General features: G+C 62.4%; 12 protein-coding genes. 7 read left to right on the forward strand and 5 right to left on the reverse strand.

Annotated elements, in window-relative coordinates:
* Positions 1–68: 68 nt before the first annotated feature.
* Together grpE and hrcA are read right to left on the reverse strand one after the other, a co-directional pair.
* The gene (grpE, locus tag PZ897_RS09110) at positions 69–704 is read right to left on the reverse strand and encodes a nucleotide exchange factor GrpE (RefSeq protein ID WP_275751843.1); all 636 of its coding nucleotides are present in this window, start codon (positions 702–704) and stop codon (positions 69–71) included.
* Positions 705–1,099: 395 nt separating this feature from the next.
* A complete protein-coding gene (hrcA, locus tag PZ897_RS09115; RefSeq protein ID WP_275751974.1) occupies positions 1,100–2,179 on the reverse strand; it encodes a heat-inducible transcriptional repressor HrcA in 1,080 nt (359 codons plus the stop codon).
* A 195-nt stretch (positions 2,180–2,374) separates the two neighbouring features.
* Here hrcA and rph point away from each other — a divergent pair, with 195 nt between their 5' ends.
* From rph to hemW, 3 genes are read left to right on the forward strand one after another with little or no spacing between them, the layout of a single operon-like run.
* Complete coding sequence (gene rph, locus PZ897_RS09120; protein ID WP_275751845.1) at positions 2,375–3,100, forward strand: ribonuclease PH; 726 nt, start codon at positions 2,375–2,377, stop codon at positions 3,098–3,100.
* A 6-nt stretch (positions 3,101–3,106) separates the two neighbouring features.
* Positions 3,107–3,760 carry a non-canonical purine NTP pyrophosphatase gene (locus PZ897_RS09125; RefSeq protein WP_275751847.1) on the forward strand — a complete coding sequence of 218 codons (654 nt, stop codon included), beginning with the start codon at positions 3,107–3,109 and terminating at the stop codon, positions 3,758–3,760.
* On the forward strand, positions 3,757–4,962 hold the full coding sequence (gene hemW / locus PZ897_RS09130) for a radical SAM family heme chaperone HemW (protein WP_275751849.1): 1,206 nt from the start codon (positions 3,757–3,759) through the stop codon (positions 4,960–4,962). Before PZ897_RS09125 ends, hemW begins: the two co-directional genes overlap by 4 nt.
* Positions 4,963–5,068: 106 nt before the next feature.
* Here hemW and PZ897_RS09135 read toward each other — a convergent pair whose 3' ends face one another.
* Positions 5,069–7,051 (reverse strand): EAL domain-containing protein, encoded by a 1,983-nt coding sequence (locus tag PZ897_RS09135; RefSeq protein ID WP_275751851.1) that lies wholly within the window; start codon positions 7,049–7,051, stop codon positions 5,069–5,071.
* 323 nt (positions 7,052–7,374) lie between these two features.
* Here PZ897_RS09135 and rsmI point away from each other — a divergent pair, with 323 nt between their 5' ends.
* Positions 7,375–8,349 (forward strand): 16S rRNA (cytidine(1402)-2'-O)-methyltransferase, encoded by a 975-nt coding sequence (gene rsmI, locus PZ897_RS09140; RefSeq protein WP_275751852.1) that lies wholly within the window; start codon positions 7,375–7,377, stop codon positions 8,347–8,349.
* Positions 8,346–8,714: a YraN family protein gene (locus tag PZ897_RS09145; RefSeq protein ID WP_275751853.1), complete on the forward strand. Its 369-nt coding sequence runs from the start codon at positions 8,346–8,348 to the stop codon at positions 8,712–8,714. Before rsmI ends, PZ897_RS09145 begins: the two co-directional genes overlap by 4 nt.
* Positions 8,715–8,818: 104 nt before the next feature.
* Here PZ897_RS09145 and PZ897_RS09150 read toward each other — a convergent pair whose 3' ends face one another.
* Positions 8,819–9,964 (reverse strand): amidohydrolase, encoded by a 1,146-nt coding sequence (locus PZ897_RS09150; protein WP_275751854.1) that lies wholly within the window; start codon positions 9,962–9,964, stop codon positions 8,819–8,821.
* 337 nt (positions 9,965–10,301) lie between these two features.
* Here PZ897_RS09150 and gshB point away from each other — a divergent pair, with 337 nt between their 5' ends.
* Positions 10,302–11,246, forward strand: a complete 945-nt coding sequence (gene gshB / locus PZ897_RS09155; protein WP_275751856.1) for a glutathione synthase — start codon at positions 10,302–10,304, stop codon at positions 11,244–11,246.
* Positions 11,247–11,472: 226 nt separating this feature from the next.
* The gene (locus PZ897_RS09160; protein ID WP_275751858.1) at positions 11,473–13,005 is read left to right on the forward strand and encodes a YifB family Mg chelatase-like AAA ATPase; all 1,533 of its coding nucleotides are present in this window, start codon (positions 11,473–11,475) and stop codon (positions 13,003–13,005) included.
* Positions 13,006–13,175: 170 nt separating this feature from the next.
* Here the strand turns inward: PZ897_RS09160 and cysK are convergent, their stop codons facing one another.
* A complete protein-coding gene (cysK, locus tag PZ897_RS09165) occupies positions 13,176–14,150 on the reverse strand; it encodes a cysteine synthase A (protein ID WP_275751860.1) in 975 nt (324 codons plus the stop codon).
* Positions 14,151–14,241 lie beyond the last annotated feature (91 nt).

Here is a 14,241-nt window from a genome sequence, read left to right on the forward strand (position 1 = left end):
CTCCTCCCCGCCGTTTCAAGACGCGGGCTGCGGGCAGTCCGGCGAAGGCCGGACCGGCCCACCTCGCCTCAGGTGTCGTATCCGGCCGCCGGGTTTGGCCCATCGGATTGCGGCGCGGCCTCTTTCGGGCCGCCCTTGGCGACGCCCACCATGGCCGGACGCAGCACGCGGTCCCCGATCACGTAACCGGACTGAACCACCTCAACGACGGTATTGTTGACCACGGCGGGATCGGGAACCTCATACATCGCCTGATGAAAATTCGGGTCGAACTTCTGCCCCATCGGATCGAGCTTGCGCACGCCGTGACGCTCCAGGGTCGAGAGCATGGCGCGCTCGGTCAGCTCGACGCCTTCCACCAGGGACTTGAGGCCGTTGTCGGCAGCGGCTTCGGCCTGCTCGGGCACTGCGGCAAGGGCGCGCTGCAGATTGTCGGAGACCTGCAGCATGTCACGGGCAAAGCCGGACACGGCAAAGCTCTTGGCGTCCTTGATTTCACGCGCGGTGCGGCGGCGCAGGTTTTCCATCTCGGCGGCCAGACGCAACCGCTGGTCCTTCATCTCGGCGAGTTCGGCGAGCAGCACTTCCACCGGATCGGGGTCGGGTGCCGAAGCGGGATCTGCGGCCTGATCGATTTCAGGTGCGGCGTCTGCCGTTGGGTTTTCGTGTTCGTGGCCCTGGCTTTCATCGCTCATAGTGTGCATGTCCTGACTGTTCCGTAAAATGTCCAGAGACCGTGCCCGACAGGCACGATCCCGATCTGCCTCGCATATCGAGGTTCAGGCGGTAAAAATCAAGGCCCGAAGCCCATATGGGCGATCTATTGCATGTCACGTTCAAACCTACTCGTTTGAACGATAACGGACATGCAACATTTCCAAGCGCTACAGCGACCTTTGCGCATCCGGCTGGATGCGCGGCGCTGTAATGCATGTCGCGTTCAAACCTACTTGTTTGAACGATAACGGACATGCATCGTTTTCACAGGCTGCAGTGCCGGATCAAGCCAATCTGCTTGGCGTCACCCAGTTGGGCCGGCCGGAGCGAGACGCGTCGCCTCACTTGCGCCGTGCCGCAGATTGCCGGTTGGGGTTCGGGGTCAATTGCGCACCAGTCTGGAGACCAGTTGGGCGGTGTAGTCGACCATCGGCACGATGCGGGCATAATTGAGCCGGGTCGGCCCGATAATGCCGACGGCTCCCACCACCCGGTCATCGCCATCACGCCAGGGCGCGACGATCAACGAGGAGCCGGACAGGGAGAACAACTTGTTCTCCGAGCCAATGAAGATCCGCACACCGGAGCCCTCTTCGGCCAGCGTCATCAGTTCGATCAGGCTTTCCTTGCGTTCGAGCTCGTCAAACAGCAATTTGAGGCGATCCAGTTCCTCACCGGCGGACAGGCCATCGAGCAGATTGCCGCGACCGCGCACGATCAACCGTGCTGCGCCGGCGCTTTCACGGGTTCCGGCCCAGACGGCAAGGCCCCGTTCGACCAGATCCTGCGACAGCACATCAAGCGCGGAGCGGACTTCGGCGGTTATCCGCTCGAGCTCGGAGCGGACTTCGCTCATGGTACGCCCGGCAAGGTGGGCATTGAGAAAATTGGCCGCTTCGGTCAACTGACTGGCGGTCACTCCTTCGGGCAATTCCATGACCCGGTTTTCGACCTGGTCATTGCCACCCACCAGCACCACCAGCGCCCGCCTTGGGTCAAGCCGGATGAATTCGATGTGGCGAATGGTCGAATCCTGCTTGGCAGCGATGACCAGGCCGGCGCCACGGGTCATGCCCGACAGCATCTGGCTGGCTTCCGTCAGCAGCGATTCGACGGGCCGCCCGGATTCGCCGGAATGAACCTGACGCTCTATATTCTCGCGCATCTCCGGTTGAAGATCGCCGACCTGCATGAACGCATCGACAAAAAACCGCAACCCCTTCTGGGTCGGCAGTCTTCCGGCACTGATATGAGGCGCATAAATCAACCCCAGCCCCTCAAGATCGCTCATCACATTGCGGATAGAGGCCGGCGACAGGGTCATGGGCAACATGCGCGCCAGGCTGCGCGAGCCCAGCGGATCGCCCGATTCCATATAGCTTTCCACAAGCGCACGGAAGATCTCGCGCGCACGCTCATCAAGAGTTCCGGAAAGATCCGACGATATGGAGGGTGTGTTCATGGTCATCTAAGCAGTCCTCGGGGCCACGTCTGTCGATCCGGCAGAAGGTGACAGCGGCCCTTGCAATGGAATATAGGGGCTTGCGGCGCGGCACGGAAGGGGCAAGTGCCGCCAGGCGCTGTCGCATATGTTTTCCTTTGCATCATGACGCCGCCAACGCTAGAAGGCGGCAACATTGGGAACAGGAGAGACACCATGCGTCCATCGGGCCGGAAGACAGACAAGATGCGGGCGGTCAGCTTCGAACGCAACGTTTCCAAGCATGCCGAAGGCTCGTGCCTGGTCAAGTTTGGCGACACCCATGTGCTGTGCACCGCCAGCCTTGAAGAGCGGGTTCCGCCATGGTTGCGCAATGGCGGCAAAGGCTGGGTCACAGCCGAATACGGCATGCTGCCGCGGTCAACCGGCGACCGCATGCGCCGGGAGGCGTCATCGGGCAAGCAGGGCGGCCGGACTCTGGAAATCCAGCGTCTGATCGGCCGCTCGTTGCGCGCCGTGGTCGATCTTGAAGCGCTGGGCGAACGCCAGATCACGGTCGATTGCGACGTCATTCAGGCCGATGGCGGCACCCGCACGGCGGCGATAACCGGTGCCTGGATTGCGCTGCATGATTGCCTGAAATGGATGGAAGCGCGCACGATGATAAAGACCGAGCGGGTGCTCAAGGACCATGTCGCCGCCGTCTCGTGCGGAATCTTTGCGGCCCAGCCGGTGATCGACCTTGATTATCTTGAGGATTCGGCAGCCGATACCGATGCCAATTTCGTCATGACCGGTGCCGGCGGGATTGTCGAAATCCAGGGCACGGCCGAAACCGAGCCGTTCACGCAAGAGCAATTGCTGGAATTGCTTGAGCTGGCCAAGACCGGCATCGCCGATCTGGTTTCACTGCAAAAGGAGACGGTCGCACGGCCGCTGTAACACCTGATGTCGAACCCGTCTTTCACAACGCTTCTGGTGGCCAGCCACAACGCCGGCAAGATCTCGGAAATCCGGGGTCTGTGCGAGCCGCTGGGCATCAAGGTTACCTCGGCCGCCGAGCTGGGCCTGCCCGAGCCCGCGGAGACGGGTGACACCTTCGAGGCCAATGCGGCGACCAAGGCGCTGGCTGCGGCCAAAGCGTCGGGTCTGATGGCGCTGTCGGACGATTCAGGTCTGGAGGTCGATGCGCTCGAGGGCGCCCCCGGCGTCTACACCGCCGACTGGGCAACGCTGGCCGATGGCAACCGCGATTTCGCCGTCGCCATGCAGAAGGTCGAGGATGCGCTCAAGGCTCGCGGCGCCGAGAGCGAAGACCAGCGCAGCGGCCGTTTTGTCAGCGTTCTGTGCCTGGCAACGCCTGAAGGCGATGTCAGCTTCTATCGCGGCGAAGCGCCGGGCGTCATGGTCTGGCCACCGCGCGGTTCGCTCGGCTTCGGCTATGACCCGATGTTCCGACCCGATGGCCACAGCCGCACATTCGGCGAGATGCAGGCGGAGGAAAAGCATGGCTGGAAGCCGGGTCAGGCGACAGCGCTGTCGCATCGGGCCCGCGCCTTCAAGCTGTTTGCCGAACAACGTCTTGGCGTCGCGGCAACATGAACCAGGCTCTGCACCCATCCGGCATTACCGCCCCCGGCTCCATCCTGCCCGACACCGGCAAACCCGGATTCGGCATCTATCTGCACTGGCCGTTCTGCGCCGCCAAATGCCCCTACTGCGATTTCAACAGCCATGTCAGGCACACAGGCATCGACCAGCAGGCCTATATCGACGCCTTCCGCAAGGAAATCGGCGCGATGCGGACGCTCACCGGACCGCGGGTTGTCACCAGCATCTTTTTCGGCGGCGGCACGCCATCGCTGATGGCGCCTGCAACCGTGGGCGCGATCCTTGATGCGGTGCGCGAGGCCTGGGCGGTGCCCGACGGCATCGAGATCACGCTGGAGGCCAATCCCTCCAGTGTCGAGGCGGAGCGGTTTCGCGGCTACCGCCAGGCCGGGGTCAACCGGGTGTCGATGGGCGTCCAGGCGCTCAACGACCCGGACCTCAAACGACTTGGGCGGCTGCACAACCGTGCCGATGCGCTCAAGGCCATCGGACTGGCGCGCGACATCTTTCCACGCATGTCGTTCGACCTGATCTACGCCCGCCCCGACCAGACGGCGCAAGCCTGGGCGGCGGAGCTTGAAGAGGCGATTTCGCTCGCCGCCGATCATCTTTCCCTCTATCAGCTGACCATCGAGGAAGGCACACCGTTTCACGGGCTTTACAAGGCCGGCAAGCTGATCGTTCCTGATGGTGAGCTATCGGCTGAGCTTTATGAACTGACCCGCCAGGTCTGCACCAGTCACGGGCTGCCCGCCTACGAAGTCTCGAACCACGCCCGGCCTGGCGCCGAGAGCCGGCACAATCTGACCTATTGGCGCTATGGCGATTATGCCGGCATCGGACCCGGCGCGCATGGCAGGCTGACCACCGGCGCGGGCAAGATCGCCACGGCCACCGAACGCCATCCCGAGAGCTGGCTCAAGCTGGTGGCGGAGCAGGGCCACGGCATGACGGAGTCGACCGCGCTCAGCGCCGCCGAACAGGCCGATGAATTGCTGCTGATGGGGCTCAGGCTGCGCGAGGGAATCGATCTCAGGCGGTGGCAATTGCTGTCAGGCCGGTCGCTTGAGTCCGAACGCACGGGATTTCTGATCGAGCACGGCATGATCGAGGAGATGGGGCCAGACCGGATCCGCTGCACCCCTGCCGGCATGTTGCTGCTTGACGCTGTTGTGGCTGATCTGGCGACCTGAAACGGCCGGCCGCCGCTCAGCCTGGTGCCGCCCATCCAGCCGCCGAACGGGCGTCACGTTGCGACATTCTGGCTGATGCGCTGCCGCCGGTTGATTGCACCTGGCGTCACGGCGAGACCGCTGCAAGCGTTCTGCGCGGCGGCTGTTGATCCGTCATCCGCACAACACCCGCCTCGGACAGAAAGTTCGCGGCGTCGACCGCCGGCACTGGCGGTGAATAATAATAGCCCTGAACCAACAGACAACCGAGCTGCTTCAGCGCCGCCAGTTCCTCCTCGGTCTCAACGCCTTCGATGACGCACCCCAAACCCATGTCGGAGCTGAGCGCGAGCAGCGACTTGACGATCTTGTAGCTGGCCGGATTTTCATGCAGGCCGGACACAAAACTGCGGTCGATCTTGATCTTGGTCAGCGGCAGGGCATGCAACTGACTCAAGCTTGAATAGCCGGTTCCAAAATCGTCGAGGGCAATACCGCATCCAAGCAGCTGAAAGATTTCTATGGAGGCCTTGGCCTGGCTGAAATCATACATCATCGCGGTCTCGGTGATCTCGAAATCGATCCGGCAAGGATCGACACCGCTGGACAGTATGATGCCGACAATGGTTGCTACGCCGTCAGAGGTACTGATGTCATGGGTCGAGAGATTGAAGGAAAGCCCAACATCTTCCGGCCACGTGGACGCCGAAGCCAGCGCTTTGTTCAAAAGCACACAGGTCAATTCGCTGATCAGACCAACCCGCTCGGCGACCGGGATGAAGTGATCTGGCGGAACTTTGCCGAGCACCGGACTGGTCCAGCGCGCCAGGGCTTCGAACGACACCACCTTGGCAAAGCGCGTATCCATGATGGGCTGAAACACAACCTCCATTTCGGCCGCGAGATTGGCGCTGCCAAGCACCTGCTCGATCCTTTGGCTCTGGTCGATTTCGACAACGTGCTCTTGAGTGAACAACACCGGATGGCCGCGATTGGTGCGCTTGCTCCTGTACAGCGCATAATCGGCACGCTCATAGAGTTCATGCGCATCGGCGGCCAGATGCGGATAGACGGAAAATCCCATCGATCCGGAAACCTGCACCGTTGCCTCTGCCAAGACAAAAGGATCGCGCAACGCCGTGCACAACCGCTCTCCCATGGCAAGCAGTTCGGCATCATCGGTGCCACAGTCGGTGACAGTGACGGCAAACTCATCGCCACCGAGCCGGGAAATCTGGACGTTGCTGCCTGCAAGTGCGGCAAGCCGCTGTCCGACTTCCACCAGCAAATTGTCGCCCACCGTATGGCCATAAAGGTCATTGATCGGCTTGAATCCATCAAGGTCGATGATACCCACGGCAACACGCCTGTCACCGGATTCGGACACCGCCGCTTCGAGGTGCGCGAAAAACTGACGGCGATTGGAGAGACCGGTCAAGCTGTCGAGATTGGCCAGCTTGGCATTTTCCCGGCTGATCGCTTCCAGCTCGCTTCGTGCGCTGACGGCGCCGGCAAAATGCCGGAACTGAATCGCGACCACCAGCAGCAAGGCGATCGATACCAGCGCCATGTTTGTCGCCATGCCGACAAACGAGGCAATGCCTGCCAGACTGAAATAGACCACAAAGGAGGTGTTGATGACGATCGCGACAATGAAGGCGGCCGACCGCAATTGCTGCAAGCAGATGATGACGCCAACACCGGTAATGGCGATGAAGAAAGCGATGTTGCCCTGCCCGTAAGCATCGCCATAGGGATAGAGCGACAATGCCCAGACGGTGAGGCCGACACTGAGAACAAATGCAAATTTGTTGGTGCGGGTCAGTGCCTGATGCGCGTATTGCGCGGTCGGAACCGTGCGTCGCATCCGCCACCAGCCGACAAGCCGGACAGCGCACACCAGCGACAAACCGAGTGGAACATAAACCGCAAGCCACACCGGCGCCGTTGTCATGAATGGATAAGCAAGCGCCCATGAATTGACAAGGACGATACTGTACATCAACGGGACCTGGCTGGAGAACACCGCGAACTGGGCTTTCAACAGATCGGAATCGTCATCAGGGACTGTCAGATGGCCAGTGATCCATGCAACGAATGATCTGAACACTTTACACCGCCATCTTCTTGAATCCTGCAAAAACTCCTGCTCCGATCTTTCCTAGTATCAAGCGAACGTTAAATTAGCGTATAGGTAGAACATCCCGCCCTCATCCGTGAGACAACTGAGCAGGTAGCCCCGATATGATTTCTTGTAAGTCGCGGTTGAAATTCAACGGTATGGGGCACCGGTCCGGTTAACATCCCCCTGGCAAGCGTTCCCGGACAAGCAAAACTCGGCGCGGGTCGCTTCTGCGCCAAACTCTGCTAAACCCGCCTGATACGGAAAACCTGATGGAGGCGGGTCATGCCCATGACCGCAGCGGAGCGAAAATGACGCGCAAGACATCAAGAGCTTCCGGCGATGCCGGATCCGGGACCCCGCCTGCGGCCGAGCAGCCGGCGCGATCGTTCCGCATCGGCACGCACGAGATCAACGCACGGCCGGTGACGCCGGGGCTTTATCTGGTCTCCACGCCGATCGGCAACTTAAGCGACATGACCCTGCGCGGCCTTGAAACGCTTGGCGGCGCCGATATCATCGCCTGCGAAGACACCCGCGTCAGCCGGGTGCTGCTTGACCGCTACGGCATCATCACACGGCCCTACGCCTATCACGAGCACAATGCCGAGCGTGTCGGCCCGAAGCTGATGGCGGCCCTGACGGCGGGAAAAAGCGTGGCGCTGATTTCCGACGCCGGCACGCCGCTGATCTCCGACCCGGGCTACCGGCTGTCGCAAACCGCGATCGAGGCGGGCGTGCCGGTGGTTCCTGTCCCCGGCGCCTCGGCGCCGATGGCCGCACTGGTGGCTTCGGGTCTGCCCAGTGACGCATTTCTGTTTGCCGGCTTCCTGCCGTCCAAGGACAAGGCGCGGCGCGACCGATTTGCCGGCTTCGCCACGACCGAAGCCACGCTGATGTTCTTCGAAAGCCCGAACCGGCTGGCCGCCAGCCTCAAGGCCGCCTCCGACGTGCTTGGCACGGAGCGACCGGCTGCTGTCTGCCGCGAACTGACCAAGGCTTATGAGGAGGTGCGGCGCGGCACGCTGGGCGAGCTTGCCGCTCAGTATCAGGGCGAGAATGTGCGCGGCGAGATCGTGCTGGTGATCGGCCCCGGCACGACGCCGCTGCCATCGCAAGACGATGTCGATGCGCTGCTGGCGAAGCTCGCAGCCGAGCTTCCTGCCGGCAAGGCTGCCACCGAAGCGGCGCGGCTGACCGGGCTTGTGCGCAAGGATCTGTATCAGCGGCTGCTCGCCATGAAAGACCGCGCTGCACAAGCTCCGCAGTCGAAAGGCGAGGCGTGAGGTCGGGCGGCAAGCTTGCTCGAAAACGGCGCTCCGAGCGCAAGGGCCGGCGCGCCGAATTGTTTGCCGCCCTTTCCCTGCAGCTCAAGGGCTACCGGATCATGAACCTGCGCTACCGCACTTCGGTAGGCGAAATTGACCTGGTTGCGCGAAAGGGCGACCTGATCGCCTTTGTCGAGGTCAAGGCGCGGCGCGATCTGGCGTCGGGCGTCGATTCCGTAAGCTATGCGGCGCAGCGGCGGATTCACGCCGCCGGGGCCCTGTTTATCAGCCGCCAACCGGATTCGGCGCAGCTGTCCTGGCGCTGCGATATCGTCGTGGTCAGCCCCTGGTCGTGGCCGGTGCATCTCGAGGATGCGTTTTAAGACAGCGGCTGATGATGCGGCGCTTGTGCCGGAGCGGGCTGTTCGACCCGGTGCAATCCCTGCCAGGCCTCATCCTCGTTTACCCAGATCGAGCCACAGCCGATTTACCCGAGGGCCCGCTCGACAAGCCGCCTGAACATGGCGATACCGGGCTCGATTATGGCATCGGGAAAGTCGTAATCCGGATTGTGCAGCGCCGGACGGTCGAGCCCGGCGCCAAGACCAAACATGGCGCCTTTGCAACGGCCTGCAATTTCCCCGTAATCCTCCCCCCAGCGAAACGGATGTTCGGGTATCACCAGGCTCAGACCCAAGGCGTCGGCTGCGTCAACAATCATCTCGACCGCCTCGGCATTGTTACGGGTTTCGGTATACTCCTCGCGCGTCTCGAACCTTATCTCAAGGCCGCTTTTGTGCGCAATGTGCGTGGCGCGGTCTGAAAACGCCTGCCACATGGCGTCGAGCGCTTCGCCTCGCCCAGACCGCAACGTGACGTGAACCTCGCCTGCACCCGGGCAAACGCCAGAGGCCTGTACGCCCATCTGGCTGTAGACCGGAACAATCAACGCATACTCTGACGGGGTTTCAAACTCTTGCTGCAGCTCCTGCGCCATCAGCGTGATCCGGGCCATAGCAAAGGAGGGGCTGGCCCCGGTTTCCGGCTGGGCGCTGTGCGCTTCCTTGCCTGCAAGCCGGACGGCGGCATATTTCACCGCCGAGGCAAAGGTTCCGGTGCGACAGATGATCTGACCCGCAGCAAAGCCGGGAAGGTTGTGCAACGCAAAAGCATAATCAGGGGCAATTTTGGCATAGTTGGGGTGATGGCAACAGTTTCTCGCTCCCGAACCGGTTTCCTCATCAGGCTGAAACAACAAGGCGACGCGCCCTTTTTCAGGCCTTTGCGCAGCGAGCGCCTGCGCCAGCCCAGCGACAATGGCCATATGCCCGTCATGCCCGCATTTATGGCCGACGCCGTCATGGATAGACCGATACGGCAGGTCGAGATTGATCTCGTGGATCGGCAAGGCGTCCAGTTCGGCGCGGATCAAGACCGTCTTGCCCGCCTCCCGTCCGGCATAGATGGCCGCAAACCCGGCACCGTGCAAAGGCAGGAATTCGTCAGGCGTCGCGTGCTCCTGCAGGAAAAGACGCAGGTATTTTGCGGTCTCAACCTCCTGGCGCGACACTTCCGGATGAGCATGAAGCCAATGTCGAAGCGCAATGATCTTGTCCATGGCAGGTGTCGTCATCGTCAGGCCCTTTCGCGCGTTGGCTGCGGCCCCGGCATCGGGGGTTCAGGAGCGCTCAGGTTCCCGTTGGGAAGACCTGAACGACAGGAAATGGTTTGGTCATGTCACGAAGAGAAAATCAAAGGGTTAAAGTGACGATAATGTCGCCACCCGCCGTGACCCGAACCGGTGCCTGCCCGCACCAGAGCGCAGTGTCTGCAAGTGCAAATCGTCCCATGCTCGCCTTGCCCGAGGGTGACACTCCACTCATTCTCGCCAAACCCTCCCCCTTCCCCGTTGCAATTGCCCCCGCCGCCGCCCTATGTGGGAGATATCGAACGGCGGAGACACCAGACCCATGAGCAAGATCCGGAATGTCGCGGTCCAGATGGACCATGTGAGATCAATCAGCATTGCCGGCGATTCGACCTTCGCCATGTCGCTGGAAGCCCAGGCGCGCGGCTACCAACTGTTTCATTACACGCCGGAGCAGTTGTCGATGCGCGACGGCAAGATCGAGGCGGTGGCCGAACCGATGATCCTGCGTGATGTCGAAGGTGATCATTTCGAGCTTGGCCCGCAAGAAAAGATCAACCTGGCCGATATGGATGTGGTTCTGCTCAGGCAGGATCCGCCCTTCGACATGGCCTATATCACCTCGACGCATCTGTTGGAGCGGGTTCACCCGAAGACGCTGGTGGTCAATGATCCGGCCTGGGTGCGCAATTCGCCGGAAAAGATCTTCGTCACCGAATTTCCCGACTTGATGCCGAAAACCCTGATTTCCCGCGATCCGGCGGCGATCGCCGCGTTTCGCGCGGAAGTCGGAGACATGATCCTCAAGCCGCTCTACGGCAATGGCGGCGCCGGAGTGTTCCATCTCAGGCCCGATGACCGCAATATGGGGTCGCTTCTGGAAATGTTCGCCCAGATGTACCGCGAGCCGTTCATCGCGCAGGAATATCTGTCCTCGGTCAGGGCCGGCGACAAGCGCATCATCCTGATTGACGGCGAGCCGGTGGGCGCCATCAACCGGGTGCCGGCAGAACATGATTCACGCTCCAACATGCATGCCGGCGGCCGCGCCGAGCGGAGCGAACTGACTGCCCGCGAGCAGGAAATCTGCGCCCGGATCGGGCCGTCCCTGAAGGAGCGTGGCTTCATTCTGGTCGGCATCGACATCATCGGCGACCTGATGACCGAGATCAACGTCACCTCGCCCACCGGCTTGCGCGAGATCAGGAAATTCGGCGGGCCGGATGTGGCGGCGCTGTTCTGGGATGCGGTGGACTCCAAGCGCTGACAGCAGCAAGAGCTCATGCCGAGCGGCATTGTAGCGGGAAGCCACGGCCTGCCGGCGCCGTCTGGCAATGCAGAAAACACAACCTGACTCAACCGGTTACATCTTAGTGGTGTGTTTGTTGCCGTCTTGTTCTTGTTTTATTCCATAAAACATGCTTGAGTTCTGCCTGGATCGCGCAGGACAGGCAATTTCGACGCTTGCCCTGCGCATGGCAAGGGGCAGGCGCATGGTTGCACGGGTCAGCACGGTTTCGTTCCAGGGCATCGAGGCTGTACCGGTGGATGTGCAGGTGATGGTGGCGCCGGGCAAGGTGGGCATGCACATCGTCGGATTGCCGGACAAGGCGGTGGCCGAAAGCCGCGAGCGGGTGCAGGCGGCGCTGCATGCCTCGGGTCTGGCGCTGCCGGCCAAGAAAGTCACCGTCAATCTGGCGCCGGCGGATCTGCCCAAGGAGGGCTCGCATTTCGACTTGCCGATCGCGCTGGGGCTGATGGCGGCCCTTGGCGCCATTCCGGGCGATGCGCTCACTGGCTACGTGGTCTTGGGCGAGCTGTCGCTTGACGGCACCATCGCCAGCGTGGCCGGCGCCCTGCCCGCAGCCATCGGCGCCAATGCTCTCGGCAAGGGCCTGATCTGCCCGGCAGACAGCGGACCGGAGGCGGCCTGGGCCGGCGAGGAAATCGAAATCCTGGCGCCGCGCTCGCTGATTGCCATGGCCAATCATTTCCGCGGCACGCAGGTTCTCTCCCGCCCGGTAGCGGCGATGCGGGCGGCAGCCGCCAACATGCCGGATCTGTCGGATATAAGGGGACAGGAAACCGCCAAACGGGCACTCGAAGTGGCGGCCGCAGGCGGTCATAATCTGCTGATGGTGGGACCACCGGGATCGGGCAAATCAATGCTCGCTGCCCGGTTGCCGTCGATCCTGCCGCCGTTATCGGCGCCCGAACTCCTCGAAGTGTCGATGATCCACTCGATCGCAGGACAATTGGCCGGAGGCAAGCTGTCGGACCGGCGGCCGTTCCGCGCGCCGCATCATTCGGCCTCGATGGCGGCGATGGTCGGCGGCGGCTTGCGGGCCCGGCCGGGCGAGGTTTCGCTGGCCCACAACGGCATCCTGTTTCTTGACGAGTTTCCCGAATTCACCCCGCAGGTGCTCGATTCGCTGCGGCAGCCATTGGAGAATGGCGAGAGCGTGATTGCCCGGGCCAATCACCGGGTCAGCTATCCCGCCAACATCCAGTTGATTGCGGCAATGAACCCCTGCCGCTGCGGCATGGCCGGCGAGCCGGGGCATTCCTGCGCCCGCGGCCCGCGCTGCCAGAGCGATTATCAGGGCCGCATCTCCGGGCCGCTGATGGACCGGATCGACATCCGCATCGATGTGCCGGCGGTCACCGCGCAGGACCTGATCAAGCCGCAGCCGGGTGAGCCAAGCGCCGATGTCGCCGCCCGCGTGTCCAGGGCGCGCACGATGCAACAGGCCCGCTACGGCGAACTGGGACGACCCGACATCCGCACCAATTCGCAATGCTCGACCGCGCTGCTCGAGACCGTGGCCCAGCCCGATGCCGGCGGGCGGGCGCTGCTCAGTGATGCGGCGGAGAAAATGCGGTTTTCGGCCCGGGCCTATCACCGCATTCTCAAGGTGGCGCGCACGCTCGCCGATCTGGACGGAATCGACACGATCGGCCGGATTCACCTCGCCGAGGCGATCTCCTACCGGGTCGCGGCGGAACGGCTGTCGCAAGCGGCGTGATCTGCGCTTCTCTGTGGGGCACCCCTCGGGTCCGGCGCAGCAGCCTGCTCAACCTCCGGTGGGAGTGCCACTTGCCATACTTCGGGTACGGCAGTCATGCTTTGGCATGCCTTGCGAGCCAACCCGTCGGGGAACTGGGCAATCCAGACAGATGCAGTGCTGACTGACGGCTATTCGCCCAACCCGTCAAACAGCGCCGTCGACAGGTAGCGTTCGGCAAACGACGGGATGATGACGACAATCTGCTTGCCGGCGTTTTCCGGACGCTGGCCGATGCGAACCGCGGCGACGAGCGCGGCACCTGAGGAAATGCCCACCGGCAGACCTTCAAGCCGCGCCACCCGGCGGGCCATCTCGAAGGCCTCGTCATTGGTCACCTGGGCGACCTCGTCATAAATCCCGGTGTCGAGCACACCGGGCGCGAAGCCTGCGCCGATTCCCTGAATCTTGTGCGGTCCGGGGTTGCCGCCGGACAGAACCGGCGAGTCGGCCGGTTCGACGGCGATGACCTGAACCCCTGGCTTGCGCTTTTTCAGCACCTGGCCAGCACCGGTGATGGTTCCGCCGGTGCCGATGCCGGAAACCAGGATGTCGATGCCGCCCTTGGTGTCGTTCCAGATCTCCTCAGCCGTGGTGGTGCGGTGGATCTCGGGATTGGCCGGATTTTCGAACTGTTGCGGCATCACCGAATCCGGGATCTGATTGAGCAGTTCCTCGGCCTTGGCGATGGCGCCCTTCATGCCTTTGGGGCCTTCGGTCAGCACCAGTTCGGCGCCGAGAAGCGCCAGCATCTTGCGGCGCTCCACCGACATGGTTTCGGGCATGGTCAGGATCAGCCGGTAGCCCTTGGCGGCCGCGGCGAAGGCCAGCGCGATGCCGGTGTTGCCCGATGTCGGCTCGATCAGCACCGTCTTGCCCGGCGTAATCCGGCCTTCGGCTTCCAGCGCTTCGATCATGGCGACGCCAATGCGGTCCTTGACCGAGCCTATCGGATTGAAGAACTCGAGCTTGGCCAGAAGTTCAGCCTTGACCCCGTCTGCATCAGCCAGCTTGCCAAGTCGGACGATCGGGGTGTCCCCAACCGTGTCGATGATCGAGTTGTAGATGCGGCCGCGGCCGGGCGTGTCAGCTGAATGTTGGGACATCACAGAACTCCTTGTTGATTGCGGCGACTGTAGACGCGGCATGCCAGACAGGCCAGCCATTGCACTGAGCGGCAATGAGCGCAGATGCAAA

Source organism: Hoeflea sp. YIM 152468 (genome assembly GCF_029210485.1).
GTDB lineage: Bacteria > Pseudomonadota > Alphaproteobacteria > Rhizobiales > Rhizobiaceae > Hoeflea.

Excerpts from the sequence above, each read along its gene's own strand:
- grpE (WP_275751843.1), bottom strand. The coding sequence starts at position 704 with ATGCACACTATGAGCGATGAAAGCCAGGGCCACGAACACGAAAACCCA.
- hrcA (WP_275751974.1), bottom strand. The coding sequence starts at position 2,179 with ATGAACACACCCTCCATATCGTCGGATCTTTCCGGAACTCTTGATGAG.
- PZ897_RS09160 (WP_275751858.1), top strand. The coding sequence starts at position 11,473 with ATGGTTGCACGGGTCAGCACGGTTTCGTTCCAGGGCATCGAGGCTGTA.
- hemW (WP_275751849.1), top strand. The coding sequence starts at position 3,757 with ATGAACCAGGCTCTGCACCCATCCGGCATTACCGCCCCCGGCTCCATC.
- PZ897_RS09125 (WP_275751847.1), top strand. The coding sequence starts at position 3,107 with ATGTCGAACCCGTCTTTCACAACGCTTCTGGTGGCCAGCCACAACGCC.
- rsmI (WP_275751852.1), top strand. The coding sequence starts at position 7,375 with ATGACGCGCAAGACATCAAGAGCTTCCGGCGATGCCGGATCCGGGACC.
- PZ897_RS09150 (WP_275751854.1), bottom strand. The coding sequence starts at position 9,964 with ATGACGACACCTGCCATGGACAAGATCATTGCGCTTCGACATTGGCTT.
- gshB (WP_275751856.1), top strand. The coding sequence starts at position 10,302 with ATGAGCAAGATCCGGAATGTCGCGGTCCAGATGGACCATGTGAGATCA.
- rph (WP_275751845.1), top strand. The coding sequence starts at position 2,375 with ATGCGTCCATCGGGCCGGAAGACAGACAAGATGCGGGCGGTCAGCTTC.
- cysK (WP_275751860.1), bottom strand. The coding sequence starts at position 14,150 with ATGTCCCAACATTCAGCTGACACGCCCGGCCGCGGCCGCATCTACAAC.